Origin of the sequence: Bibersteinia trehalosi (assembly GCF_004346205.1) — a bacterium.
In the GTDB taxonomy this organism is placed as follows: Bacteria; Pseudomonadota; Gammaproteobacteria; order Enterobacterales; family Pasteurellaceae; genus Bibersteinia; species Bibersteinia trehalosi.
Genome location: NZ_SMAM01000001.1, coordinates 67,604 through 91,468, shown reverse-complemented (window position 1 = coordinate 91,468; position 23,865 = coordinate 67,604). Strand labels below are relative to the sequence as shown.

Annotated in this window: 23 protein-coding genes and 1 CRISPR repeat array; of the genes, 11 read left to right on the top strand and 12 right to left on the bottom strand. The window is 42.6% G+C overall.

Annotation, left to right across the window (positions count from 1 at the left end):
* Nucleotides 1-267 precede the first annotated feature (267 nt).
* The 4 genes from rsuA (at nucleotide 268) to leuD (ending at nucleotide 4,576) form a co-directional block, all read left to right on the top strand.
* Entirely contained in the window at nucleotides 268-960 is a 693-nt protein-coding gene (rsuA, locus tag EDC51_RS00485) for a 16S rRNA pseudouridine(516) synthase RsuA (RefSeq protein WP_131927874.1), read from the top strand.
* Nucleotides 960-2,153 (top strand): Bcr/CflA family multidrug efflux MFS transporter, encoded by a 1,194-nt coding sequence (locus tag EDC51_RS00480; protein WP_131927873.1) that lies wholly within the window; start codon nucleotides 960-962, stop codon nucleotides 2,151-2,153. The genes rsuA and EDC51_RS00480 overlap by 1 nt, the downstream gene beginning before the upstream one ends.
* Nucleotides 2,154-2,469: 316 nt before the next feature.
* A complete protein-coding gene (gene leuC, locus EDC51_RS00475) occupies nucleotides 2,470-3,876 on the top strand; it encodes a 3-isopropylmalate dehydratase large subunit (protein WP_015432313.1) in 1,407 nt (468 codons plus the stop codon).
* A gap of 94 nt (nucleotides 3,877-3,970) precedes the next feature.
* A complete protein-coding gene (gene leuD, locus EDC51_RS00470; protein ID WP_131927872.1) occupies nucleotides 3,971-4,576 on the top strand; it encodes a 3-isopropylmalate dehydratase small subunit in 606 nt (201 codons plus the stop codon).
* 62 nt (nucleotides 4,577-4,638) lie between these two features.
* On the opposite strand, the gene EDC51_RS00465 is transcribed toward leuD, so the two are convergent.
* The 5 genes from EDC51_RS00465 to EDC51_RS00445 all read right to left on the bottom strand — a co-directional run bounded on the left by EDC51_RS00465 (nucleotide 4,639) and on the right by EDC51_RS00445 (nucleotide 7,818).
* Nucleotides 4,639-5,391, bottom strand: coding sequence for an SDR family oxidoreductase (locus EDC51_RS00465; RefSeq protein WP_131927871.1), 753 nt, complete (start codon nucleotides 5,389-5,391; stop codon nucleotides 4,639-4,641).
* 9 nt (nucleotides 5,392-5,400) lie between these two features.
* Nucleotides 5,401-5,865: a YcgN family cysteine cluster protein gene (locus EDC51_RS00460; RefSeq protein ID WP_131927870.1), complete on the bottom strand. Its 465-nt coding sequence runs from the start codon at nucleotides 5,863-5,865 to the stop codon at nucleotides 5,401-5,403.
* Nucleotides 5,865-6,182: a YbjQ family protein gene (locus EDC51_RS00455; protein WP_125135319.1), complete on the bottom strand. Its 318-nt coding sequence runs from the start codon at nucleotides 6,180-6,182 to the stop codon at nucleotides 5,865-5,867. The genes EDC51_RS00460 and EDC51_RS00455 overlap by 1 nt, the downstream gene beginning before the upstream one ends.
* 10 nt (nucleotides 6,183-6,192) lie before the next feature.
* Nucleotides 6,193-6,789: an RdgB/HAM1 family non-canonical purine NTP pyrophosphatase gene (rdgB, locus tag EDC51_RS00450; protein WP_015432308.1), complete on the bottom strand. Its 597-nt coding sequence runs from the start codon at nucleotides 6,787-6,789 to the stop codon at nucleotides 6,193-6,195.
* Between the two features lie 87 nt (nucleotides 6,790-6,876).
* Nucleotides 6,877-7,818 (bottom strand): Kdo(2)-lipid IV(A) acyltransferase, encoded by a 942-nt coding sequence (locus tag EDC51_RS00445; RefSeq protein ID WP_131927869.1) that lies wholly within the window; start codon nucleotides 7,816-7,818, stop codon nucleotides 6,877-6,879.
* A 176-nt stretch (nucleotides 7,819-7,994) separates the two neighbouring features.
* Between EDC51_RS00445 and hpf the strand changes: the two genes are divergently transcribed.
* A complete protein-coding gene (gene hpf / locus EDC51_RS00440) occupies nucleotides 7,995-8,282 on the top strand; it encodes a ribosome hibernation-promoting factor, HPF/YfiA family (RefSeq protein WP_025267140.1) in 288 nt (95 codons plus the stop codon).
* A gap of 50 nt (nucleotides 8,283-8,332) precedes the next feature.
* On the opposite strand, the gene EDC51_RS00435 is transcribed toward hpf, so the two are convergent.
* Both EDC51_RS00435 and aspS read right to left on the bottom strand, forming a co-directional pair.
* Nucleotides 8,333-9,250, bottom strand: a complete 918-nt coding sequence (locus EDC51_RS00435) for a glutaminase (RefSeq protein ID WP_249038444.1) — start codon at nucleotides 9,248-9,250, stop codon at nucleotides 8,333-8,335.
* A gap of 111 nt (nucleotides 9,251-9,361) precedes the next feature.
* Nucleotides 9,362-11,128, bottom strand: a complete 1,767-nt coding sequence (gene aspS, locus EDC51_RS00430) for an aspartate--tRNA ligase (RefSeq protein WP_131927868.1) — start codon at nucleotides 11,126-11,128, stop codon at nucleotides 9,362-9,364.
* A gap of 160 nt (nucleotides 11,129-11,288) precedes the next feature.
* Here aspS and grpE point away from each other — a divergent pair, with 160 nt between their 5' ends.
* The 4 genes from grpE (at nucleotide 11,289) to hrpA (ending at nucleotide 16,747) form a co-directional block, all read left to right on the top strand.
* On the top strand, nucleotides 11,289-11,864 hold the full coding sequence (grpE, locus tag EDC51_RS00425; RefSeq protein WP_015432303.1) for a nucleotide exchange factor GrpE: 576 nt from the start codon (nucleotides 11,289-11,291) through the stop codon (nucleotides 11,862-11,864).
* Nucleotides 11,865-11,960: 96 nt separating this feature from the next.
* On the top strand, nucleotides 11,961-12,242 hold the full coding sequence (locus EDC51_RS00420) for a CCDC90 family protein (RefSeq protein ID WP_131927867.1): 282 nt from the start codon (nucleotides 11,961-11,963) through the stop codon (nucleotides 12,240-12,242).
* Nucleotides 12,243-12,302: 60 nt separating this feature from the next.
* Nucleotides 12,303-12,755 carry a DUF441 domain-containing protein gene (locus tag EDC51_RS00415; protein WP_131927866.1) on the top strand — a complete coding sequence of 151 codons (453 nt, stop codon included), beginning with the start codon at nucleotides 12,303-12,305 and terminating at the stop codon, nucleotides 12,753-12,755.
* Entirely contained in the window at nucleotides 12,755-16,747 is a 3,993-nt protein-coding gene (gene hrpA, locus EDC51_RS00410; protein ID WP_131927865.1) for an ATP-dependent RNA helicase HrpA, read from the top strand. The genes EDC51_RS00415 and hrpA overlap by 1 nt, the downstream gene beginning before the upstream one ends.
* 216 nt (nucleotides 16,748-16,963) lie before the next feature.
* Here the strand turns inward: hrpA and EDC51_RS00405 are convergent, their stop codons facing one another.
* Together EDC51_RS00405 and EDC51_RS00400 are read right to left on the bottom strand one after the other, a co-directional pair.
* Entirely contained in the window at nucleotides 16,964-17,401 is a 438-nt protein-coding gene (locus EDC51_RS00405) for an NfeD family protein (RefSeq protein WP_025289199.1), read from the bottom strand.
* Nucleotides 17,402-17,437: 36 nt separating this feature from the next.
* The gene (locus tag EDC51_RS00400; protein ID WP_015432297.1) at nucleotides 17,438-18,361 is read right to left on the bottom strand and encodes an SPFH domain-containing protein; all 924 of its coding nucleotides are present in this window, start codon (nucleotides 18,359-18,361) and stop codon (nucleotides 17,438-17,440) included.
* Between the two features lie 123 nt (nucleotides 18,362-18,484).
* Between EDC51_RS00400 and alr the strand changes: the two genes are divergently transcribed.
* The gene (alr, locus tag EDC51_RS00395; protein ID WP_015432296.1) at nucleotides 18,485-19,609 is read left to right on the top strand and encodes an alanine racemase; all 1,125 of its coding nucleotides are present in this window, start codon (nucleotides 18,485-18,487) and stop codon (nucleotides 19,607-19,609) included.
* A 335-nt stretch (nucleotides 19,610-19,944) separates the two neighbouring features.
* Nucleotides 19,945-20,775: direct repeats of the CRISPR family, unit length 32 nt; unit sequence GCAGCTACCTGTAGGTAGCTGAGAGTTGAAAC.
* A gap of 82 nt (nucleotides 20,776-20,857) precedes the next feature.
* Here alr and EDC51_RS00390 read toward each other — a convergent pair.
* A complete protein-coding gene (locus EDC51_RS00390) occupies nucleotides 20,858-22,264 on the bottom strand; it encodes a YcjX family GTP-binding protein (protein WP_131927864.1) in 1,407 nt (468 codons plus the stop codon).
* An 87-nt stretch (nucleotides 22,265-22,351) separates the two neighbouring features.
* Between EDC51_RS00390 and EDC51_RS00385 the strand changes: the two genes are divergently transcribed.
* The gene (locus tag EDC51_RS00385; protein WP_131927863.1) at nucleotides 22,352-23,191 is read left to right on the top strand and encodes a CYTH domain-containing protein; all 840 of its coding nucleotides are present in this window, start codon (nucleotides 22,352-22,354) and stop codon (nucleotides 23,189-23,191) included.
* A gap of 51 nt (nucleotides 23,192-23,242) precedes the next feature.
* Here EDC51_RS00385 and EDC51_RS00380 read toward each other — a convergent pair whose 3' ends face one another.
* A complete protein-coding gene (locus EDC51_RS00380; protein WP_025267142.1) occupies nucleotides 23,243-23,707 on the bottom strand; it encodes a hypothetical protein in 465 nt (154 codons plus the stop codon).
* Nucleotides 23,708-23,863: a YoaH family protein gene (locus EDC51_RS00375; protein WP_015432292.1), complete on the bottom strand. Its 156-nt coding sequence runs from the start codon at nucleotides 23,861-23,863 to the stop codon at nucleotides 23,708-23,710.
* Nucleotides 23,864-23,865: the final 2 nt, after the last annotated feature.

Here is a 23,865-nt window from a genome sequence, read left to right as displayed (position 1 = left end):
GTTCCGCTTGCGCGCATTTGAATTTACAAAGAGATTTATTCTTAACCTAAAATGAAGATTCTTCGCTCTAAAAATTCAAATCAAGCAAAGAAAAGCCACAAAGTCGGGACGCCTTTCTTTTGGTTACTTTCTTTATTCACTACGCCCATACTGCGTGCTCTCGGTAAAACTAATTTCAAACGCAAGCATTTGTGACGAAGCTAAGTAAAGTAACAACCCTTAATCAACTATCGATTCTCTGTTTTTCAAAACATAAAAAGGACACTAATGCGTTTAGATAAATTTATTGCAGAAAATACCGGCTTAACTCGTTCACAAGCGGCCAAAGAGCTTAAAGCAGGTTTAATCACCGTAAACGGTGAAATCGTTAAAGCTGGTGCGATTAAAATTAGCCAACAGGATGAAATTTACTACGATGGCGAGCACCTAGAATGGGTTGAAACCGGACAGTATTTTATGCTGAATAAGCCACAAGGCTGCGTTTGTTCCCACGATGATGGCGATTATCCGACTGTCTTCCAATTCTTTGATTACCCTCTCAGCAGCCGTTTGCACACCGCAGGACGCTTAGATGTAGATACCACAGGTTTAGTACTTTTAACTGATGATGGTAAATGGTCGCACCGGATCACTTCCCCAAAACACCATTGTGAAAAAACCTATTTAGTCACTCTTGCTGATCCTATCGAAGATTTTTATGCCCCAAAATTACGTGAGGGTATTCTCTTGCGCGGCGAAAAAACGCCAACACTACCAGCAGAAATGGAAATTTTAGACGACTATAATCTCAATCTCACGATTTCTGAAGGACGTTATCATCAAGTAAAACGCATGTTTGCCGCATTAGGCAATAAAGTTGTGGCGCTACACCGCTGGCGGATTGGTGAGATTATTTTAGATGAAACACTCGAAGAAGGTGAATTTCGTGCATTGAATAAACAAGAAATTGGAGGTTTTTAATGAACGCAGCTAAGCGAGAACATCTCTGTTTTGTGATTATTATGGGAATGCTAGCGATGCTCCCTCCCCTTGCGATCGATATGTATCTTCCTTCTTTTATTGATATTGCTCAAGACCTGAAGGTTTCACAAGAAAGCGTACAAGCCACTCTTGCCGTATTTACCATTGGTTTTGCAGGCGGACAACTGTTCTGGGGACCAGTCGCTGATAGTTTTGGGCGTAAACCGATTATTTTACTCGGTTTAGTTGGTTCAGCCATTGCAGCACTGTTTCTCACCCATGTTGAAAATATCCAAAATTTCTATCTGTGGCGTTTAATCCAAGGTTTATGTGGTGCAGCACCTGCTGTAGTATTAGGCGCATTAGTGCGTGACTTATTTGAGCGCAATCGCTTTGCACAGATGATGTCTGTCATCATGATTATTTCAATGATCGCCCCACTGCTTGCCCCCATTCTTGGCGGCTACCTAGCAAAATGGTTTCACTGGCACTCAATTTTTTATGCTTTAATGCTGATGGGGGGGCTTTGTGCACTCTTGATCGGTTTTAAAATCCCTGAAACCTTAGTAAAAGAAAAACGCCAACCACTAAATTTCAGTAATATCATCAAAAATTTTGTTGCCTTAATTTCCCACAAACCAACTCTAGGCTATGTACTAGTTGGCGGTTTATCCTTTGCTGGCATGTTCTGCTTTTTAACCTCAGGCTCACTGGTTTACATCAGTATTTATGGGGTTTCACCTGAACATTTCGGTTACTTCTTTATTATGAATATTGCAGTAATGATGGTGATGACAGTGATCAACGGCAAACTCGTGGTCAAAGTTGGCTCAGAGAAAATGCTACGAGTTGGTTTGGTGATTCAATTTACTGCAGGCCTCTGGCTTGCTATTTCAGCGACATTTCAATTTGGCTTCTGGTCAATGGCATTCGGCGTTCCTTTCTTTGTCGGGGTGCTTTCTACCATTGGTAGTAATGCTACTGCCGCGATTTTAGATCGCTATCCACAAATGGCTGGCACTGCAAATGCCGTCGCAGGCACGGCACGTTTTGGGCTTGGCTCAATTATTGGTGGTTTGCTTTCTATGGTTACTCTCACCTCTGAACGCCCGATGCTTTATGCGATGGCTCTCTGTACCTTTAGTTGTTTTGCGGCATACTATTTCTTATGTTGTCGAAATAAAGCACAGTAATTTGATAGGATTTACCTTTTAATTCAAACATAATCAATTTGCCGTAAATATAGAAAAGCTCTGTAAATCAGAATATTCACTGAATATCACGCTAAAAAAGCAAACAGCTACCATATTTTTCACTGCACAATACTCAAAATCGGCTATTTATTGCTTTTCAAACAGAATAAAAATCCTATTTTTGCCCTAAAAATAGCGTTTTACATTCATATTGATAGACGTTATATTCCAAACCATTCACAAGCGGTTGAATTTTGCAAAAAATTTGCAAATTTTCACCGCTTGCCATTTTTAGATTAGAGTTGGAAGCGTGACTATGAAAAAGACCTTATACGAAAAATTGTTTGATGCCCATATTGTCCATGAGGCTGCGGGTGAAACACCATTGCTTTATATTAACCGCCATTTGGTGCACGAAGTGACTTCTCCACAGGCTTTTGATGGCTTACGTGCAATGAATCGTGAAGTACGCCAACCAAGCAAAACCGTTGCAACGATGGATCATAACGTGCCTACAGATAGCCGTGATATTGGCGGTTCGGGTGAAATGGGGCGTATTCAGATGGTGGAACTTGCCAAAAATACCGACCAATTCGGGGTAAAACTGTTCGATATTAATAATATCAATCAAGGTATCGTACATGTAATGGGGCCAGAGCAAGGCTTAACGTTACCGGGTATGACCATTGTTTGTGGCGACTCTCACACCGCAACGCACGGGGCTTTTGGTGCATTGGCATTTGGTATCGGTACATCAGAAGTTGAACACGTGCTTGCCACTCAAACTGTAAAACAAGCCCGTGCGAAAAAAATGAAAATTGAAGTGCGCGGTAAAGTACGTGAAGGTATCACCGCAAAAGACATTGTGTTAGCCATTATCGGTAAAACGACAATGGCTGGTGGTACGGGACACGTTGTTGAATTCTGTGGTGAAGCGATTCGTGATCTTTCTATGGAAGGTCGTATGACCGTGTGTAATATGGCAATTGAATTAGGGGCGAAATCTGGTTTAATTGCACCTGATGAAACCACTTTTGCTTACTTAAAAGACAAGCCAAGTGCCCCTAAAGGCAAAGATTGGGACGATGCGGTTGCCTATTGGAAAACCCTTCACACCGATGAAGGTGCGGAATTTGATACAGTAGTAACCTTAGAAGCGGCAGAAATTGAGCCTCAAGTGACTTGGGGAACCAATCCAGGGCAAGTGATCGGTGTCAATGAAAACATTCCAAACCCAGCAGAAATGAGTGATCCAATCACTCGCCAAGCAGCAGAAAAAGCGCTAGCTTACATGGGATTAGAACAGGGTATTAAATTAACTGATGTTTCTGTAGATAAAGTCTTCATCGGCTCTTGTACCAACTCTCGTATCGAAGACTTACGAGCTGCTGCGGCAGTGGCCAAAGGGCGTAAAGTTGCAGCAAATGTTCAAGCGCTTGTCGTTCCAGGGTCAGGACTTGTACGTGAACAAGCTGAAAAAGAAGGCTTAGATAAAATCTTTATTGAAGCAGGCTTTGAGTGGCGCCAGCCTGGATGTTCAATGTGTTTGGCAATGAATAATGACCGCCTCCAACCTGGAGAACGTTGTGCATCAACCTCTAACCGTAACTTTGAAGGTCGCCAAGGTCGTGGTGGTCGCACTCACTTAGTCAGCCCAGCGATGGCGGCAGCAGCGGCAGTATTCGGCAAATTCGTTGATATTCGAGATGTAGAATTACACTAAATGCTACGTTCCCACATGTAGGGACGCAATCGTTGTGTTCGTGGGCGTATGTAATACGCCCCGAACAATCCGTACCAAATTAAGGAAAAATAACATGGCAAGAGAATTTAAACAACACACTGGCTTAGCCGTACCACTTGATGTATCGCATGTAGATACTGATGCAATTATTCCAAAACAATTCTTACAAAAAGTGACTCGAGTTGGTTTTGGGGCTCATCTATTCCACGACTGGCGTTTTTTAGATGATGAAGGCACACAGCCTGATCCCTCATTTGTGCTCAACTTTCCACGTTATCAAGGTGCAAGTATTTTATTGGCTCGTGAGAATTTTGGCTGTGGCTCTTCCCGTGAACATGCACCTTGGGCATTAGACGATTATGGTATTCGTGTCATTATTGCCCCAAGTTTTGCCGATATTTTCTACGGCAATGCCCTAAATAATCAAATGCTTCCTGTACGTTTAACTGAAGAAGAAGTGGATGAACTTTTCAAATATGTTAGTGCAAATGAAGGAGCAAAAATTACGGTTGATTTAGAAAAACAAACGGTAGAAGCCAATGGTAAATCCTACTCATTTGAGATTGATGAATTCCGCCGCCACTGTTTATTAAATGGTTTGGATAATATCGGCTTAACGCTTCAACATGAAGCCAAGATTGCTGATTATGAAAGTAGAATCCCTGCATTCTTACGCTAACAAGCGGTCAAAATAAAACAGAAAAATGCAAAATGCCTATCAAATGATAGGCATTTTTAATACTACACGCCTTTGGCAACCGCAAGTGGTGAGAAAGTTTGAGCTACTGGCATCACTTCAATCCGATTGATATTGACGTGTGACGGTTGTTGGTTAAGCCACAATACAATATCGGCAATATCCTGCGGCTGTACCGATTGCACGTTTTCATAAACTTTAGCGGCTTTTTCGTCATCGCCTTTAAAACGTACATTTGAAAATTCTGTACCGCCACATAACCCCGGTTCAACATTCGTTACTCGCACTTTTGTCCCTGCCAAATCTGCACGCAAATTCAGGCTAAACTGTTTTACAAAGGCTTTAGTACCACCATAAACATTACCACCAGGGTAAGCATAATTCCCTGCGATAGAGCCTAAATTGATAATATGCCCGCTGTTGGCAGCAACCATTTCAGGTAGAACTAAACGCGTAACAGTAACTAACCCTTTGATATTGGTATCGATCATCTGATACCAATCAGCAAGATTGGTTTTATGTGCAGGTTCTAGGCCCAGCGCCAATCCTGCATTATTAACAAGCAAATCAATTTGCTGCCAACCTACTGGACGATTATTTAACGCTTTTTCTGTTTGTTCAACATTCGACACATCAAACGCCAATGGCAAGAATTGCTCACCAAATTCAGCCTGCAATTTGGCTAAGCGCTCCGCTCTTCTGCCTGTACCAATTACTTTATAACCAGCTTGGATTAAGGTTTTACAAATTGCCAAGCCAAAACCAGCAGTTGCCCCTGTTACTAATGCGGTTTTCATACTTTTCTCCTATATTTCATCAATCACAAACTCAAACCAATCGATCACATCTTTTTCGTGAATGCCATTCGGAATGAGCATACCTGCTGTTTTTACTGAATGAGCGTCTTTTGAGATCAGTGGATGCCAATCAGGTAAGGGTTTGCCTTCATAGAGTAAGCGATAAGCACAGGTTTGTGGCAACCAGCCGAAATCAGGCAAATTCTTTTTGGTTAATTTCGTACAATCACGTTCAATTTTGAAGCGATTAGGATAATTAGTGCATTTGCCTGTTTCCACATCTAAAAGATTGCAAGCCACCCGAGTGTAATACAACCGCTCTCGTTTGCCTCGACCTTGAATATATTTGCGATAGCAACATTTTCCGCAGCCATCACACAAGGCTTCCCATTCCGTTTCATTCATTTCAAGCAACGATTTTTTCTGCCAGAAATTGGGCTCAAGCGGTAGATTTTGTGAATTTTTTTGCAACATTATTGCACCACAACTGCTGTGCCTGTTGCTGCCACCACAAACATATCTTTTGTCCCTAAGGTTTGATAATCAAACGAAACGCCAACCACAGCATTTGCTCCAGCCTTGCGAGCTTCAAATTCCAGCTCTTTCAACGCTTCTTTGCGAGCGGCATTGAGTTTGCTTTCATATGCCCCTGAACGTCCACCAATAATGTCGGTAATGCCTGCAAAAAAATCACGAATAATATTTGCCCCTACCACGACTTCGCCAAAAACAAGCCCTTTGTATTCGCTAATTTGTTTTCCCTCAATAGCCGGTGTTGTGGTAATAATCATTTAGCTCTCCTTATTTTTGTAACTGTTGTTTTAGGGATTGTAATGCGATAGCGCGATGTGAAATCTTTTTCTTCTCAACCGTTTCTAATTCAGCAAAACTGCAATTTTTGGGCGGATAGAAAAATAAGCTATCGTAGCCAAAGCCATTCTCGCCACGTTCTTCATTTAAAATTGTGCCAAAACATTCGCCAATAGCGATTTTTGGCGTTGGATCGGTGGCGTGTTGTAACATCACGATACAGCTGACAAATTTAGCCGTACGATTTTCATCAGCAACATTTGCCATTTCAGTTAATAATTTCTGACGATTTGCCGCATCATCACCATCAACTCCCGCATAGCGTGCGGAATATAACCCCGGTTCACCACCTAATGCATCAACTGCTAAACCTGAGTCATCAGCAATTGCCGGTAATCCTGTCATTTGAGCCGCATAACGTGCTTTAATCAGTGCATTTTCCACAAAAGTTAAGCCTGTTTCTTCAGGACTTTCAATGCCAAACTCACTTTGTGCCACCACTTCAAATCCGAAATCAGCAAGCACGTCTGCCATCTCTTTTACTTTGCCTTTGTTGCCAGTGGCGAGTACGATTTTTTGTTTTGTCATCTTAATTTCTCTTCGTTATTGTAACCTTATGAATATGTAGGGGCGTGATGCTCACGCCCGTGAGCGTACGCAGTACGCCCCTACATTTTAGGAATAAAGTTTACCATCTGTCCCATCAGGCAAGTGCTTAAAGCGGCGATGCAACCACATATACTGACTTTGAGCTTGCATAATTTCTTGCTCAACTACTTTGTTCATTTTGGTTGCTGTGCTGATCTCATCATCACAATCACTAAAATCCACCATTGGGCCGATTTTTACCGTATAGCCTGAAAAATCTTCGTTTCGCATTGGGGTAAAGGGTACAACGATACTATTTGGGGCGGAACGCAAAAGCATTCTTGTTCCAGCGGTAGTGCAAGCGGTAGGGAAAGCAAAAAATGGCACATAAACACTATTTTTACGCCCATAATCGTGATCGGGTGCGTACCAAATCGTTTCGCCGGCTCGTAGCACCTTAATCATTCCACGTAGATCTTTACGGTCTAACATCGCTTTGTTTGAACGCACTCGCCCACGGAACTGAATCCAATCAAGCAATGGATTATCATTCGGGCGGTAAACGCCAATACCTTGATGATGAAGACCGACAATTCTCGCCCCCAATTCTAAGGTAAGAAAATGCACACCAACAAAAATAATCCCTGTGCCTTGTGGTGGATTTTTAAGGTGTTCTAAGCCTTCAATTTTCGACCATTTAAGAATGCGTTTATCCGACCAAAACCATGCCATACCTGTTTCGATAATCGCCATGCCAACTGATTGTATGTTTTTCGCTAAAATTTGTTGAATTTGGGCTTCACTGTATTCAGGAAAACATAATTCAAGATTTTTTTTCGCAATACGAATCCGTTTTTTGCCAAAACCAAGCGAGCCAAACAGCTTGCCCAACCCTAATCCAATTTTGACTAACACCGGATATGGTAAACATAACATTAACCGAAATAGCCCTAAGCCGAGCCATAGTCCCCAAAATTTCGGGTGCAAAAATGTCATCTGAAACGGCGGAAGTGATTTCTCTGCTGCCATTATTCTTCCTTGTGAGAAATACGTTAGAAAAATAAGCCGAGATTATAATCAATTAAACGGAAAAAGTGTTAAGTAGATCAAATTTTTCAGTTTATTGTGACTTTCGGGGTTGAAATCTACAAATGAAAGGCATACCTTAAAGCCATCCCAATTCAACAACAAAAGAGGACAATGCTATGACAATCAACATTTCCAGCAAACAAATGGATGTAACTCCTGCAATCCGCAGCCATATCGAAGACCGCTTGGCGAAATTGAATAAATGGCATACTCAATTAATCAATCCGCACTTTATGATTCACAAATTGCCGAATGAATACGAAGTTGAAGCCTCTATCGGCACGCCAATCGGTGATTTATTCGCCAAGGCGAAACATGAAGATCTTTATCAAGCTATCAATGAAGTTGAAGTGAAATTAGAGGGACAATTAGTAAAATTAAAAGAGAAAAAAGAACATCGTTAAATCTTATTAAAACTCACTTTACCCCCGAAAAATCGGGGGTATTTTTTACCTTAAAACACCGAGATTTTCGTTTGTGTAGTAAATTCTTCTAAAAACTTCATTCCACGATAGGAATTTCCTTTCTCATTTAATTTCGGGCTCCACACCGTAATACAATGATGATTTGGCATAATCGCCACAATACCACCACCGACACCGCTTTTACCCGGTAAGCCCACACGAAAAGCAAATTCACCCGATTCATCATAAAACCCGCAAGTTTGCATTAATGCATTGGTACGTTTTGTTTGGCTTTTATTTAACACCTGCTGGTTATCGTGCAATTTCACGCCATCATTCGCTAAAAAACTAAATGCATAAGCAATTTCTTCACAGCTCATTTCAATTGAGCAGATATGGAAATAAAAATCCAACACCTCATTCGGATCATTTTGAATATTGCCAAAAGATTTAATGTAATAACATAAAGCAAAATTACGATAGCCAACTGCTTTTTCTGATTCTGCTACTTTTTCACAATAGTGAATGTTCGGATTGTTCGCCACATCTCGCACAAAATCTAAAAAGGCTTGTTTAGGATTTTCAAATAGCGAAAGCAAAATATCGCAAATCACTATTGCACCAGCATTGATAAATGGATTACGTGGAATGCCACAATCTGTTTCTAACTGCAAAAGGGAATTGAAAGAGGTACCTGATGGTTCTACATTCACTCGCTTCCAAATGCTATCACCTAGATGTTTGTAAGCAAACACCAGCGACAGTACTTTTACGATACTCTGAATGGAAAATTTTTCTTGATAATCGCCCACACCAATAGTGCTATCTTTTAAATCAAAATAGGCAACACCAAATTTATCGGGGCTAATATTAGCAAGCTCTGGAATATACATTGCTAATTCCCCACCATTTTCTTCAGCGCGAATACGTTGATAAATAGTTGAAATTATCGTTTGGTAATTCATCATTAAACACACAAAACAAAATAACAAGCGGTAAACTTTTGCAAAAAAAGTGCAAATTTAAACCGCTTGCAAAAGAAATGAAAGGGGCGATATTTCGCCCCTCGTTGATATGGATTATTCCTGTGGAATGGTTCTAATCGCTAACTCTTCTAACGCTTGTGGATTCGCAAAACTTGGCGCTTCGGTCATCAAACACGCTGCTGCGGTCGTTTTCGGGAAAGCGATGACATCACGGATATTTTCTGTACCGGTGATGAGCATGGTTAAGCGGTCTAAACCAAAAGCAAGTCCTGCGTGCGGCGGAGTACCGAATTTTAACGCATCTAATAAGAAACCAAATTTTTCACGTTGCTCTTCTTCGTTAATGCCTAAAATGTTGAACACGGTTTGTTGCATTTTTGGATCGTAAATACGCACCGAGCCACCGCCCACTTCATAGCCGTTGATCACCATATCGTAAGCATTTGCGACTGCATTGGTTGGATCAGCGGCAAGTTGCTCTGGGGTAAAATCTTTCGGGCTGGTGAATGGGTGGTGCATGGCAGAAAGATTGCCTTCTTCATCTCGCTCAAACATTGGGAAATCTACTACCCAAAGCGGTTTCCAAGCACTGAGATCGGTAAGTTCTAAATCACGCCCCACTTTTAAACGTAATGCACCCATTGAATCGGTAACGGTTTGCCATTTATCCGCCCCAAAGAAAAGAATGTCGCCTGTTTGGGCTTGGGTGCGTTCAATCAAGGCGTTAATCACCTCTTCATTTAAGAATTTCGCCACTGGGCTTTGCACGCCCTCTAAGCCTGCATTGACATCATTGATTTTCGCCCACGCTAAACCTTTCGCACCGTAAATGCCGACAAATTGGGTATATTCGTCAATTTGTTTACGGGTTAAGCTTGCCCCATTTGGCACACGCAACACTGTTACACGACCATCTGGGCTATTTGCAGGTTCAGCAAACACTTTAAATTCAACGTTTTTGAAAATATCGGCAACGTCCACCAATTCTAATGGGTTGCGTAAATCAGGTTTATCTGAACCAAAACGATTCATCGCTTCCTGCCACGTCATCATCGGGAATTTGCCTAAGTCCACGTTTAAGCGATCTAACCATAAACCGTGAATCATTTCTTCCATTGTGCTACGCACTTCTTCGGCAGTCATAAAGCTGGTTTCCACATCAATTTGGGTAAACTCTGGCTGACGATCAGCACGCAAATCTTCGTCACGGAAACATTTTACGATTTGATAGTAACGGTCAAAACCTGACATCATCAGAAGCTGTTTGAAAAGCTGAGGAGATTGTGGTAGCGCATAGAATTTACCTTTATGCACACGGCTTGGCACAAGATAATCACGCGCACCTTCTGGGGTTGCTTTGGTCAGCATCGGGGTTTCAATATCAAGGAAACCGTGATCGTCCATAAAGCGACGGACAAAGCTGGTGATTTTGGCACGAGTTTTGAGTTTTTCCGCCATTTCAGGGCGACGTAAATCTAAATAACGGTATTTTAAGCGTTGTTCTTCGGTATTATTTTGATTGAAGTCTAATGGTAAAACCTCGGCATTGTTATATACTTTTAGCTCACGCACTAACACTTCAATTTCACCCGTTGCCATATCAGGGTTGATCTGGCTTTCATCACGGGCAATCACCTCGCCTTTAATCTGTACACAAGCCTCATTACGCAATGCACTTGCTGCTTTAAATAACGCTTCATCTTTCTCATCAAAGAAAACTTGCACGATCCCTTCTCGGTCACGAATTTGCATAAAAATAAAACGACCTAAGTTACGCACACGGTGAACCCAACCACTTAGGGTAACTTGCTCACCAACATTAGCACGATTTAACGCACCACAATAATGAGAACGCATCATAATTCTGTCCTTAAATTTAAATTGGAAAAAACTTGTGAAGTTTAGCAGAAAAAGAAGCAATTGCGTAGATTAGGGAATAAAATCAGATAGGGCTTGAAATCTCGTAATTTACCGCTATATTAGCCAACGTTTTTATATTTCATCGTAATAAGGATAAACAATGACCAACCAGACTGAAAAAGAGCCAGTTGAGCAAGAGATCGTTGAAGAAACCGTAGAACAAGCGGTAGAAACTGAACAAGAAAATGCAAATGTTGAAATCGATCCGCTTGATGCTGCAAATGCTCGTATTGCCGAATTAGAAGCCTATATTGCAGAAGCCGATGCTCGTGAGCAGGATATTGCATTGCGTGCTAGAGCAGAAATTGAAAACGTTCGCCGCCGTGCGGAACAAGATGTAGAGAAAGCTCACAAATTCGCTTTAGAAAAATTCTCAAAAGAGTTATTGAATGTAGTAGATAACTTAGAACGTGGTTTACAAGCGCTTGAAGGGGCGGAAGAAAGTGTAAAATCGGGCGTGGAATTAACCCACAAAGGATTAGTTTCAACCCTTGCTCAATTTGGCGTAGAGGCTGTTGGTGTAGTGGGTGAAGCCTTTAATCCAGATTTACATCAAGCAATTTCAATGCAACCAGCCGAAGGGATTGAAGCAAACCATATTAGTGTGGTACTCCAAAAAGGTTATACATTGCAAGGTCGTGTTATTCGCCCAGCAATGGTAATGGTGGCAGGCTAACTCGTACTTTTGGGATCTCTATCCCAAAAATCGAAAAATTTTCCGATTGTAATTGTGTTAGATTACGCTATATTTCAGTTGCAATGGGAGAACAAAATGGATAGCACAATGAGCCTACGATTTGATAAATTACGTTTTGTAAAACGTCTGCAAGAAGCCAATCAAACACCTGAAATGGCTGAGGCATTTGCTAATGCACTGGATGAAGCCTTAGAACAGAGTCAAAGTCCGTTAGCCACAAAAGCTGATTTGCAAATTGAGCTTGCTAAACTAAAGAATGAGTTGATAACAACAATCAATGCAAGCATATTTAAGGCAATTAGCTTAAATGTTGCCTTAATTGGCTTTTTAATGGCGATGATGAAATTTATTAACTAGCTCAATGTTTAATTACCCACCCTTACCTTAATTAGGTAAGGGTTTTTACGTTTTAATCCTATGACTTTACAATTTAATGCAGTAGCACTTCTACTTGTTGTGCTGATTATTTTAGGGCTCATCAGCCAAAACAGTGCGGTTACCATTTCAGCAGCGGTGTTGCTGATTATGCAACAAACCTTACTTTCTAAATTTATTCCTTTTGTCGATCAATACGGCTTAAAAATCGGGATTATCATTTTAACCATCGGCGTACTTAGCCCCTTGGTTTCAGGGCGAATTACGCTCCCCGAACTTGCCCAACTGCTAAACTGGAAAATGGCACTCTCGATTGTTGCCGGCGTGTTGGTAGCGTGGTTGGGTGGTAGAGGCGTAAACTTAATGGGCAACCAACCGGTGCTGGTGACTGGGCTTTTAATCGGCACAGTAATCGGTGTGGCGTTCTTAAAAGGCGTACCGGTCGGACCGTTGATTGCGGCAGGGATTTTGTCGTTGGTATTAGGGAAATCGTGATGACGGATAAATTGCAAAAAAATCATAAAAAACCACCGCTTGTGAAGCTGGAAAATATCACTACCGTCGATTTCCGCCGTCTGCTCGGTCGCTTAAAAGGGGCAGAAAACATTAAAAACGAGGAAAACAAGCGGTCGGTTTTAGCAGAAATTTCGCAAGATCTCACCGCTTGTCAGGCACGTTTTTTCGCACGAACTCAGCACGCCCAAAACCTGAAAATTGACTACCCTGATCTACCCGTCTCCGCTCGCCGTGAGGAAATTTTAAAACTGATTAGCGAAAATCAGGTGGTGGTGATTGCCGGGGAAACCGGTTCGGGCAAAACCACCCAGTTGCCGAAAATGTGCTTGGAACTCGGGCGAGGGGTGAAGGGCTTGATTGGGCATACCCAGCCCCGCCGAATTGCCGCACGCTCGGTTGCCACTCGCATTGCCGAAGAGCTGAAATCGGAACTGGGCGAGACGGTCGGTTACAAAGTCCGCTTTAACGATCAAGTCAGTGAAAACAGCTTAATCAAGCTAATGACGGACGGTATTCTGCTGGCGGAAATCCAGCACGACCGCTATTTAAATCAGTACGATACGCTGATTATTGACGAAGCCCACGAGCGTTCGCTGAATAACGATTTTATCTTGGGTTATCTGAAACAAATTCTGCATAAACGCCCCGATCTAAAAGTGATCATCACTTCGGCAACCATTGATGTGGAACGTTTTTCCAAACATTTCAACAACGCCCCGATTATTGAAGTCTCTGGGCGGACGTTCCCGGTGGAAGTACGTTATCGCCCGATAGTGGAAGAGGAAGATCAGGATCAACTGCAAGGTATTTTGAATGCGGTGGACGAACTGCAAGCCGAAGGGCGTGGCGATATTCTGATTTTTATGAACGGTGAACGGGAAATTCGGGACACCGCAGAAGCCTTGCAAAAGCAGGAACTGCGACATAGCGAAATTTTACCTCTTTACGCCCGCTTGTCGGCTGCCGAGCAACAACGGATTTTCCAGCCAAGCGGTGGACTAAACCGCATTATTCTAGCGACCAACGTGGCGGAAACCTCGCTCACTATTCCGAATATTAAATATGTGATCGACACCGGCACGGCTCGTATTTCTCGTTATAGCTACCGTACCAAAGTGCAACGCCTGCCGATTGAGCCAATTTCGCAAGCCTCCGCCAACCAGCGTAAAGGGCGCTGTGGACGAACCTCGGAAGGGATCTGTATCCGCCTCTATTCGGAAGAGGATTTCAACAGCCGTCCGCAATTTACCGATCCGGAAATTCTGCGAACCAACCTTGCAGCCGTTATTTTGCAAATGACTTCGCTTGGATTGAGTGATATTGCCAATTTCCCGTTTGTTGATGCACCTGATAGCCGACAAATTCAGGACGGGATTCGGCTGTTGGAGGAGTTACAGGCTATTATTCCAAATGAAAAAATCCCTTCCCCCGCTCGCGGGGGAGGGCTAGGGAGGGGGGAAAACCATTCTAATGATGGCACTCCCCCCCTCCCAACCTCCCCCCGTAAACGGGGGGAGGGGTTTAGATTAACCCCAATCGGTCGCCAACTCGCCCAACTGCCAGTCGATCCTCGCTTAGGCAGAATGGTCATTGAGGCAGCAAAAAACGGCTCGCTGCACGAAGTGATGATGATTGTATCAGCTCTCTCAATCCAAGATCCTCGTGAGCGTCCGCAGGAGAAACAGCAGTCGGCAGACGACAAACACCGCCGTTTTGCCGATAAAGAGAGCGATTTTTTAGCCTTTGTGAATTTGTGGCACTTTATCCAAACCCAGCAAAAAGAACTGTCGAAAAACCAGTTCCGCAACCTCTGCCGTAAGGATTATTTGAACTACAACCGTGTGCGGGAGTGGCAGGATATTTATCACCAGCTCCGCCTTGCTGTGCGTGAAATGGGCCTAAAAATTAACAGTGAGCCGGCAAGTTATCAGCCAATTCATACCGCTTTGCTCGCCGGCTTGTTGTCGCATATCGGCTTGAAAGATAATGAAAAAATGCACTATTTAGGAGCAAGAAATGCCCACTTTTTCATTTTCCCGAACTCGGCACTTTTCAAAAAACAGCCGAAATGGGTAATGGCGGCAGAGTTGGTGGAAACCACCAAACTTTGGGGGCGAATGGTTGCTCGTATTGAGCCGGAATGGGTGGAGCCGTTGGCGGTACACCTCACTAAATCCAGTTACAGCGAACCGCACTGGGCGAAGTCCAAAGGGGCGGTAATGGCATCGGAAAAAGTGTCGCTCTATGGCATTCCGATTGTGGCACAACGCTCGGTAAATTATGGCTCGATAGACTCAACCGTCAGCCGTGAAATTTTTATCCGCTCGGCGTTGGTGGAGGGCGAATGGCACAACAATTACAAATTTTTCAAAGAAAATCACCGCTTGATCCGTGAAGTTGAAGCATTGGAACACAAATCCCGCCGCCGTGATATTTTGGTGGACGAGCAGGTGCTATTTGAGTTCTACGATCAGCGAATTGGCACCGAAGTTGTGTCGAGCAAGCATTTTGATACTTGGTGGAAACAGGCAAGCAAAAAAGATCCTGAACTGCTGAACTTTGAAAAATCGTTCCTGATTAACGACAACGCTACACTTGCCAGCGAGCTGGATTTCCCGAATTTCTGGCATCAAGGCGATTTAAAACTCAAACTGAGCTATCAGTTCGAGGTCGGCAAAGATCACGATGGCGTAACGGTGCATATTCCGCTGCCGCTGCTCAACCAAGTGGAACCCGAAGGGTTCGATTGGCAAATTCCGGGGCTACGCCACGAGCTGATCGTCTCGCTGATTAAGAGCTTACCAAAATCGCTACGGCGGAATTTTGTACCGGCACCAAATTATGCGGACGCCTTTTTAGGGCGAGCCGAGCCGTTTAAAAAGCCGTTGCTGGACAGTCTAAGCCACGAACTACGCCGAATGACGGGCGTATTGGTCGAGCCTGAGCAGTGGGATTTAACCCAACTGCCACCACATTTGCGCATGACGTTCCGTGTGATTGACGATAAAGGCAAGAAACTGCAAGAGAGCGAAAACCTTGATGAGCTGAAATTTACCTTGAAAGATGCGGTGCAGAACACCCTTTCCAACATTGCCGATGACGGCATTGAGCAAAGTGGCGTGCATATTTGGAATTTTGCCGAATTACCGCAGTTCTATGAGCAGAAAAAAGCCCATTTCAGCGTGAAAGCCTACCCTGCGATTGTTGATGAGCAAACGGCTGTGGGGGTGAAACTGTTTGAAACCGAGTTTGAACAAGCAAGAGCAATGCAAGCAGGACTTCGCCGTTTGCTGCTGCTAAATGTACCGTCTCCGATTAAATATCTGCACGAAAAACTGCCGAACAAAGCCAAGTTAGGCTTATATTTTGCCCCGTTCGGCAAAGTGTTGGAGCTGATTGACGACTGCATTGCCTGTGCGGTAGATCAGCTGGTAGAAGAGTTCGGCGGGTTTGTCTGGACGGAGGAAAAATTCAATGAATTGCACGAATTTGTGCGGGCAAATTTAAACGATAAAACCGTAGAAATTGCCAAACAGGTTGAAAAGTGCCTCACGCTGGCCTACGAGCTAAACAAGCGGTTAAAAGGCAAGCTCGATTTTACGATGGCGTTTGCGTTAAGCGACATCAAAGCCCAAATCGAAGGGCTGATTTACCCCGATTTTGTCACCAAAACCGGCTACGCCCGCCTTGCAGATTTATACCGTTATTTGACCGCTATCGAACGCCGTTTGGATAAACTGTTGGTGGACAGCAACACCGACCGAGCCAAAATGCTACGGGTGGAAGCGGTGCAAGAGGCATATAAACAGCTTCTTGCTAAACTGCCAAAATCCAAAGCGGTACCGGACGAAGTGCTGGAAATTCGCTATATGATCGAAGAACTGCGGGTCAGCCTGTTCGCTCAACAGCTCGGCACAAAATACCCGATTTCGGACAAGCGGATTTTGAATGTGATTGCGGAAGTAAAATAGCAATATTAAGCGGTTAGATTTCTTTTAGTTGGCTAGGGTAAAATCTACCTAAGCTAATTCACTACTTTAAACCTCAGCATACGCTAATCAATTTGTAAAGTTTTGAAGAAAATCGACCGCTTGTAAACTTACGTTGAAATACTCTAGGCTTCTTTAGTCTTTTTCCAGAAATCTGTTGGAGATGGGTTAAATAAGCTTAGATATTTCAAAGAGTGCCTATTTCTTTACAAATAATGTAATACCTTCAACTCGGAACACTTGCACCGAATCACCAATACGTAGATTCTCACCAATCACGCGCCATGTGGTATCATCAAATTTGCCTCGCGCAATACCGTTCTCCAGTATCTCGACAATCACCCCTCTTGCTCCTATCATTGCGTGTTCTCTTGAGTTCAGAGAGCTATGTTCATCATCTTGTTGATCTTTACCATGCTGGTATTTCCACCAAACTAGGCTGAAAGTAATCGCTAGCACAGCAAAAATTGTGACTTGGTAGGCAGGCTCTAAATTCGGTAAGAGTGCAGAAACTGCGGCTAAAATGAGAGCCGCGAGTCCCCACCACATAATAAACACGCCTGGCGCAATTAATTCTAGAGCCAGTAGTAAAAAGCCTAAACTTAACCAACCAGCCCAATTCAATAACCAATCCATTTTTCCTCCTGATGAGACAAGGGAAGAGACGCCCTATTATGATGAGCTTTTATTTGATTTTAGTAGCTCAGCAATACCAGCTACTGAACCAATTAAATTACCTGCTTCTAACGGCATTAACACTACTTTACTATTATCTGCCGAGCCAATATCTTTGAGGGCTTCAGTGTATTTTTGTGCAATAAAATAGTTAATTGCAGTAGTATCGCCTTTTGCAATTGCCTCTGAAACCATTTGAGTTGCTTTAGCTTCCGCCTCAGCTGCGCGTTCACGTGCTTCCGCTTGTAAGAAAGCTTCTTGGCGTTCCCCTTCTGCTTTGAGAATACGGGATTGTTTTTCACCTTCTGCACGTAAAATTTCAGCTTGTCGAATCCCTTCAGCCTCTAGAATATCCGCTCGCTTATTACGCTCTGCCTTCATCTGAGCATTCATGGCTTCCACAAGTTCACGCGGTGGACGCACATCACGAATTTCGATACGAGTAACTTTCACCCCCCAGATATTGGTGGCTTCATCAACAATAGTGAGCAATTTACCGTTAATTAAATCTCGTTGAGAAAGCATGTCGTCCAGATCCATTGAACCAAGCACGGTACGCATATTAGTCATAGTGAGATTAACAATCGCATCTTCTAGGTTATTGACCTCATAAGCTGCTCGCCGAGCTTCAACAACCTGCACAAAACATACAGCATCAATCGCAACACTTGCATTATCTTTAGAAATGACTTCTTGCGATGGAATATCTAGCACTTGCTCCATCATATTGATTTTACGGCCAATTCGCTCAATAAACGGCACGACAATATTCAACCCCGGAGTGAGTGTTTTGGTATAGCGACCAAAACGCTCCACCGTCCAATGATAACCCTGCGGTACAATTTTAATTGTTGAAGAAAGCGTAAAAACGATGAGTAAAACGAACAAAATAGGCAATAGAGAAAAATCCAAACCAAACATTTTATGCTCCTTTACTTTGGAAGAATTGGAGTTGGTATAGTAATCTCTTTTCTCAGAATTACTAGTAAATTTTATAATTTCAAGCGTATAATTCTGCCATTATCAAGTTGTTACTCAAAGAAAATGAAACCAGCAACAGCAACACTAAGCGGAAAAAATCTCCGCCATAATATGCAATTAATCAAAACACTCGCCCCTCATAGTAAACACTGTGCTGTAGCAAAAGCAAATGCTTATGGGCAAGGTTTACATCATCTTGTTAGAAATTTAAACGATCTCGTTGATGGCTTTTGTGTCGCCCGCATCAAAGAAGCGCTTGCAATTCAAGAAAGTGGCTATGAAGGAAAAATCCTTTTATTAGAAGGCTTTTTTGACCGCGAAGAGCTACTTAAAACGGTTTCTCGGCGCTTTGATACCGTTGTGCATTGTATTGAACAGCTTGAATTACTTGAACAAGTTTCTGCTGAATGGCAAACTGAACAGGCAAAAGGCTTTTGGAAACGAAAAGCAAAAATTTATTTCCCAATTACCGTTTGGCTCAAAATTGATACAGGTATGCACCGTTTAGGTATCCATCCAGAGCAAATTGCAGAATTTCACCAAAGATTGACCGCTTGTGCCTTGGTTGAGAAGGTCAATTTTGTCAGCCACTTTAGCCGCGCAGATGAGCCTGATTGTGGCTACACTGAAAAACAAATTGCGATCTTTGAACAGGCAACAAAAGGCTACGAAGGCGAACGCAGTATCTCCGCTTCTAATGGCATTCTTTACTGGCAACAAGCTCATTATGATTGGGTTCGTCCAGGAATTATTATGCACGGTATTTCTCCTCACACTCACCCCATTACCTCGCTAGGCTTTAAACCGGTGATGAAATTTGCTTCATCGCTTATTGCTATTCGCTCCCATAAAGCGGGTGAACCTGTTGGTTATGGCGGTGCTTGGGTAGCTGAGCAGGATACCAAAATCGGTGTTATTGCCGTTGGTTATGGCGATGGCTATCCACGTAATGCGCCACCTGGTACGCCGGTGTTTATCAATGGGCGAAGAGTACCTATCGTAGGACGAGTATCAATGGATATGATGACTGTCGATCTTGGTATTAATAGTAATGATAAAGTGGGGGATGAAGCTGAGCTTTGGGGGGAAAATTTGTTAATTGAAGAAGTCGCTAATGCCATGGGGGTAATCAATTATGAATTAATTACCAAATTAACCCCAAGAGTGCTTTTTGAATATCTTGATTAACGCTAGCACATTTAAATAATCTTGTAACATCATTCAAAAAAAGGATATTACACAGCGTTGAATAGTTTGTAAAAAATTCCCTGAAATAGACCGCTTACATAAGATAAAGCAACATTACCTCCTAATGTTTCATGTTTATTTCTCTTCTCGCTAACCCTCGGTTCTCATCAAAATACCAAGAGGTTAGCGATTTATTATTTCCCTTACGAATCAAGTTGTTACAAACTTCCATCATATAACAGATATTATGCTACACTGTAAATCAATCCCCATATTTTAAGCTAGCGAATTGTTAGGGTTTAATCCTTGTGACGTAATGCTTTGATATATAGGGAGCAGCTACCTGTAGGTAGCTGAGAGTTGAAACCACTGCAGCTTACCGAGGTTTGTACAACTATGCGGCAGCTACCTGTAGGTAGCTGAGAGTTGAAACACAATCTGCACTTTTGCCCTTGCTTGTCGTTCGGGCAGCTACCTGTAGGTAGCTGAGAGTTGAAACATAGCTTGGCAGAATTGCTAGATCAAGCGAGCAAGCAGCTACCTGTAGGTAGCTGAGAGTTGAAACAAGCGTTTAACCCACACACTGTCTTCGTTTTGAAGCAGCTACCTGTAGGTAGCTGAGAGTTGAAACGCCTTTGGCGTTTAGCTGCTCAAACGTTTCAGGATGCAGCTACCTGTAGGTAGCTGAGAGTTGAAACCATGAACCGAGTTCAATGAGCATAAAAGTTAGATGCAGCTACCTGTAGGTAGCTGAGAGTTGAAACTTTATAAACAGACTGCATAGAGCCAAAAGTAACCGCAGCTACCTGTAGGTAGCTGAGAGTTGAAACTCGTGGACTGGTATCGGCGCAGTAATCGGTGCAAGCAGCTACCTGTAGGTAGCTGAGAGTTGAAACAGCAACGTTTAACCGATCCCGCCCTTACTAACCTGCAGCCACCTGTAGGTAGCTGAGAGTTGAAACATCATTTGGTATTTAGCCATTTCCATCCCTCAATAGCAGCTACCTGTAGGTAGCTGAGAGTTGAAACAATGCCTGCCAGTGTAGCCCGGTGCGGTGATGTGCCTGTGCAGCTACCTGTAGGTAGCTGAGAGTTGAAACATCGTTCTGGAAAAATTCAGAAAAACAGCTTTAAGCAGCTACCTGTAGGTGGCTGAGAGTTGAAACTTAATGGTTTTGCATACCGTTACCCCCTCAAGTGGCAGCTACCTACGGGTAGCTGCCATTCTATTTCTAGCAAAGATGAATGTTACTCAAACAAATCTCCAAGCAAGAATTGCAATACCGAATCCATTCTTAAGTGAGGAAGAGCTTGGTCAAAGTCGATTTTTCTAGGTTCAAACTGATCGAAATCGAAGGTATGATTTTGCCAAAAATCCGAATTCGGTAGCCGATTGGGGACACTCCCTGCAAACTGGGTTACCTGTCGCTTATCCTTTGTCCGTACCCCTCGAATAGCTTTAAAACTCTGCCCATTTTCACTCACCGTCACAGCTTCGGTCGCTCGAATTGCAGAAATGGCTTGATAAGCTGTTTCAATCCCGTCAAATTCAGCGTGTCTGCCACCTTCCTGCACTAACTGTCGCATAAGACTTTCTAAATTTGGAAGCTGATCACTTGTGATGTGATCGGCTTTAGTTGCGGCAAATAGAAGTTTATCAATATTAGATGAAAATAAGCGATGAAACAGTGAACGGTTACCATAGTGAAAATGCTTAAATAATTGCTGTAAGCCAATTTTCATCTCAATAAAAGCTTGCTGACTATGATTTAATGGCGTTAAGCAGTCTGCTAAGATCACCTGTCGGTCAAATTGTGAGAAATAATCTTTATAAAACGGTTTCACAATTTTATCTTGATATTGGCGATAACGCTTTTTCAAAGTATGAAAAACGCTATTAGTTGGACTATTTTCAAGCGATTGCCATTCTTGTTCGCTTAAATCTAATAAAGGAAAAAATTGATAAACAGGTGCGCCTCGTTCTGCATTTGGCAAAACGAAGCGGCCTGGTTGAATATATTGCATGCCAGCTTGCTTGCATTGCAGTAAGTAAGCGGTATAAATATCGCTTAAATCTGCAAGGCGATTTTCGTCCGCAACAGCACTTAGATCTAATTTCTTCACTTCATTTAACCAAGCTTGAGCCAATTTTGCCCGTTCGCCTGTGTGCACCACTTGCTGTGCTTGCGACCATTCTTTAAAAGATTGCGACATTAATGGCAAATCTAGCAACCACTCTCCTGGATAATCAAAAATATCGAGATAAAGTGTGGAGGTTTCTTTAAAAATACGGCTGAAACTACTGCGGTTACGGTAACGGATTGCTAACCGAATTTCACTAATCCCCGTGGTCGAGGGACACCATTTCGGTTCTTCTTGCTCAAAGCAAGCGCGGTTACGATCATACTCAAAACGAGGTACTGTAGGATCGCCTTGCTCTACGCGCTTCACTGATAAAATTTGCCCATTTCTGGCTGCGGCAAACAGATTAAGATGCGCATTCTTTTCAGGCTGAATATGTAATAGTTGATCAACAAAGCTAGTAATAAAAGCTGTTTTACCACTGCGACTTAAGCCTGTCACAGCAAGACGAATATGGTTATCGAAACCGCGTTGCACAAAATGGGTTACTTTATTTTGAATTCGGTTAAACATTTTCTGATAATATGTTGAAAAAACTGGGGCGAAATATAGCAAAAAATGGGGTATGATTCATCTCCTTAAAAAACCAAGAGAAATAGCATGCAAGACGAAATCGAAATTAAAATTATGCTGTTGCCAGAGAATATTGCTTTAATAAAGCAGTGGCTTACCCAGCAGCCAATACAAAAATATCAGCGACAAACATTGGGGAATACCTATTTTGACACGCCTGAGCTTTTTTTTGCAAAAGCACAGATGGGCTTACGAGTACGCACTAAAAACAATCAGCATGAAATCACGTTAAAAATGAAAGGCGATATTGTTGGCGGTTTGCATATTCGTCCTGAATATAATCTTGATTTGCCAAACAGCCAGCCCGATTTCAAGCGGTTAGTTTCACACTATAATTTGCAAATTGCCAATAGCGATGCGATTGCCGAAAATCTTCAGGCGACATTTAGTACCGATTTTGAGCGAGAAAGTTGGTTATTAAATTATCAGCACAGCCAAATTGAAATTGCGCTTGATATGGGGATTATCAAAAACCGTTTTGGTGAAGAGCCAATTTGTGAATTGGAGTTTGAATTAAAACAAGGGAATCTAACCGATTTATTTGCTTTAATTCAAAATATGCCTAAACGAGACGGGATGTGGCTCAGTAGTTTGAGTAAAGCGCAACGGGGCTATTTCGTTGGAAGAATGGACAAAATTGCAAAAGAAATCGAAAAACTGAGCGCTTGCCATTTAGATAATATGGCAGAAGTCGAGCGCTATCAAGCCCAGCAGCAAATGGCAGATTTTTTACGCTTATCTCCAGAAGCAACAATATTACGCTCACAATTAGGCCTTGAACATATCCCTTTGAGGGATATTTTTGATTACCTCACTTCCGCACGTTATCTAGATCAGCAACTCTCGCACATGCAACAAAGGTGTTAGATGCTATCGCAAAAAGAAAGGCAGAAAATCTAATTTCTGCCTTTAAGTACCTTATTTGACAAGCTCAAATACGAGATCATCAAACTGTATGTCATTGACATTCAATCGCAATGTATATTTGCCAAGCGGATCATTTTGATCAAAACGCCAACAAGTTTGAATCATTTTACCATCGGCACTACCCATCATACTGGTGATGGCTGAACGTTCATTCTCAACCTTAATTGTGGCTCCCGGTTTTACAAATTTTGCTTTTACACTTGGGGCAATAAAAAGTTCTGTTACTTTATTCAGATTTGCCGGCTCAAGCGGAATACCTGAAGCAGCCCAACAAAGCTGCAAATTGCTATTGCTAACGGAATAGATCTGATTCCCAGTATTTTTAGCTACCTTGCCGGACATATCCATCACAGATAAATATGCTCTAGGTATCTCTGCTGTTTGTGCTACAGCCTGTACTGAAACAGTTAGCGCTCCCACAGTGGCAATGCTTGCCAACGCTAATAATTTTTTCATTTAATTCTCCGAGTTTTTGCTATAAGTATGACGCAACTCTTGGGCAACGATAGCGATGGCTTCACCACTACTAACCCCCTGTTGCATTAATTGTTGAATTTTCTCTACAGCTTGTTGCTGCTGCTCATGAGTTAAATTCAAAAGTAAATTATCCATAA

What these genes read in the sequence shown, in the direction of transcription:
- rsuA (WP_131927874.1), top strand. Translation starts at nt 268, where the DNA reads ATGCGTTTAGATAAATTTATTGCAGAAAATACCGGCTTAACTCGTTCA.
- EDC51_RS00480 (WP_131927873.1), top strand. Translation starts at nt 960, where the DNA reads ATGAACGCAGCTAAGCGAGAACATCTCTGTTTTGTGATTATTATGGGA.
- leuC (WP_015432313.1), top strand. Translation starts at nt 2,470, where the DNA reads ATGAAAAAGACCTTATACGAAAAATTGTTTGATGCCCATATTGTCCAT.
- leuD (WP_131927872.1), top strand. Translation starts at nt 3,971, where the DNA reads ATGGCAAGAGAATTTAAACAACACACTGGCTTAGCCGTACCACTTGAT.
- EDC51_RS00465 (WP_131927871.1), bottom strand. Translation starts at nt 5,391, where the DNA reads ATGAAAACCGCATTAGTAACAGGGGCAACTGCTGGTTTTGGCTTGGCA.
- EDC51_RS00460 (WP_131927870.1), bottom strand. Translation starts at nt 5,865, where the DNA reads ATGTTGCAAAAAAATTCACAAAATCTACCGCTTGAGCCCAATTTCTGG.
- EDC51_RS00455 (WP_125135319.1), bottom strand. Translation starts at nt 6,182, where the DNA reads ATGATTATTACCACAACACCGGCTATTGAGGGAAAACAAATTAGCGAA.
- rdgB (WP_015432308.1), bottom strand. Translation starts at nt 6,789, where the DNA reads ATGACAAAACAAAAAATCGTACTCGCCACTGGCAACAAAGGCAAAGTA.
- EDC51_RS00445 (WP_131927869.1), bottom strand. Translation starts at nt 7,818, where the DNA reads ATGGCAGCAGAGAAATCACTTCCGCCGTTTCAGATGACATTTTTGCAC.
- hpf (WP_025267140.1), top strand. Translation starts at nt 7,995, where the DNA reads ATGACAATCAACATTTCCAGCAAACAAATGGATGTAACTCCTGCAATC.
- EDC51_RS00435 (WP_249038444.1), bottom strand. Translation starts at nt 9,250, where the DNA reads ATGATGAATTACCAAACGATAATTTCAACTATTTATCAACGTATTCGC.
- aspS (WP_131927868.1), bottom strand. Translation starts at nt 11,128, where the DNA reads ATGATGCGTTCTCATTATTGTGGTGCGTTAAATCGTGCTAATGTTGGT.
- grpE (WP_015432303.1), top strand. Translation starts at nt 11,289, where the DNA reads ATGACCAACCAGACTGAAAAAGAGCCAGTTGAGCAAGAGATCGTTGAA.
- EDC51_RS00420 (WP_131927867.1), top strand. Translation starts at nt 11,961, where the DNA reads ATGGATAGCACAATGAGCCTACGATTTGATAAATTACGTTTTGTAAAA.
- EDC51_RS00415 (WP_131927866.1), top strand. Translation starts at nt 12,303, where the DNA reads ATGACTTTACAATTTAATGCAGTAGCACTTCTACTTGTTGTGCTGATT.
- hrpA (WP_131927865.1), top strand. Translation starts at nt 12,755, where the DNA reads ATGACGGATAAATTGCAAAAAAATCATAAAAAACCACCGCTTGTGAAG.
- EDC51_RS00405 (WP_025289199.1), bottom strand. Translation starts at nt 17,401, where the DNA reads ATGGATTGGTTATTGAATTGGGCTGGTTGGTTAAGTTTAGGCTTTTTA.
- EDC51_RS00400 (WP_015432297.1), bottom strand. Translation starts at nt 18,361, where the DNA reads ATGTTTGGTTTGGATTTTTCTCTATTGCCTATTTTGTTCGTTTTACTC.
- alr (WP_015432296.1), top strand. Translation starts at nt 18,485, where the DNA reads ATGAAACCAGCAACAGCAACACTAAGCGGAAAAAATCTCCGCCATAAT.
- EDC51_RS00390 (WP_131927864.1), bottom strand. Translation starts at nt 22,264, where the DNA reads ATGTTTAACCGAATTCAAAATAAAGTAACCCATTTTGTGCAACGCGGT.
- EDC51_RS00385 (WP_131927863.1), top strand. Translation starts at nt 22,352, where the DNA reads ATGCAAGACGAAATCGAAATTAAAATTATGCTGTTGCCAGAGAATATT.
- EDC51_RS00380 (WP_025267142.1), bottom strand. Translation starts at nt 23,707, where the DNA reads ATGAAAAAATTATTAGCGTTGGCAAGCATTGCCACTGTGGGAGCGCTA.
- EDC51_RS00375 (WP_015432292.1), bottom strand. Translation starts at nt 23,863, where the DNA reads ATGGATAATTTACTTTTGAATTTAACTCATGAGCAGCAGCAACAAGCT.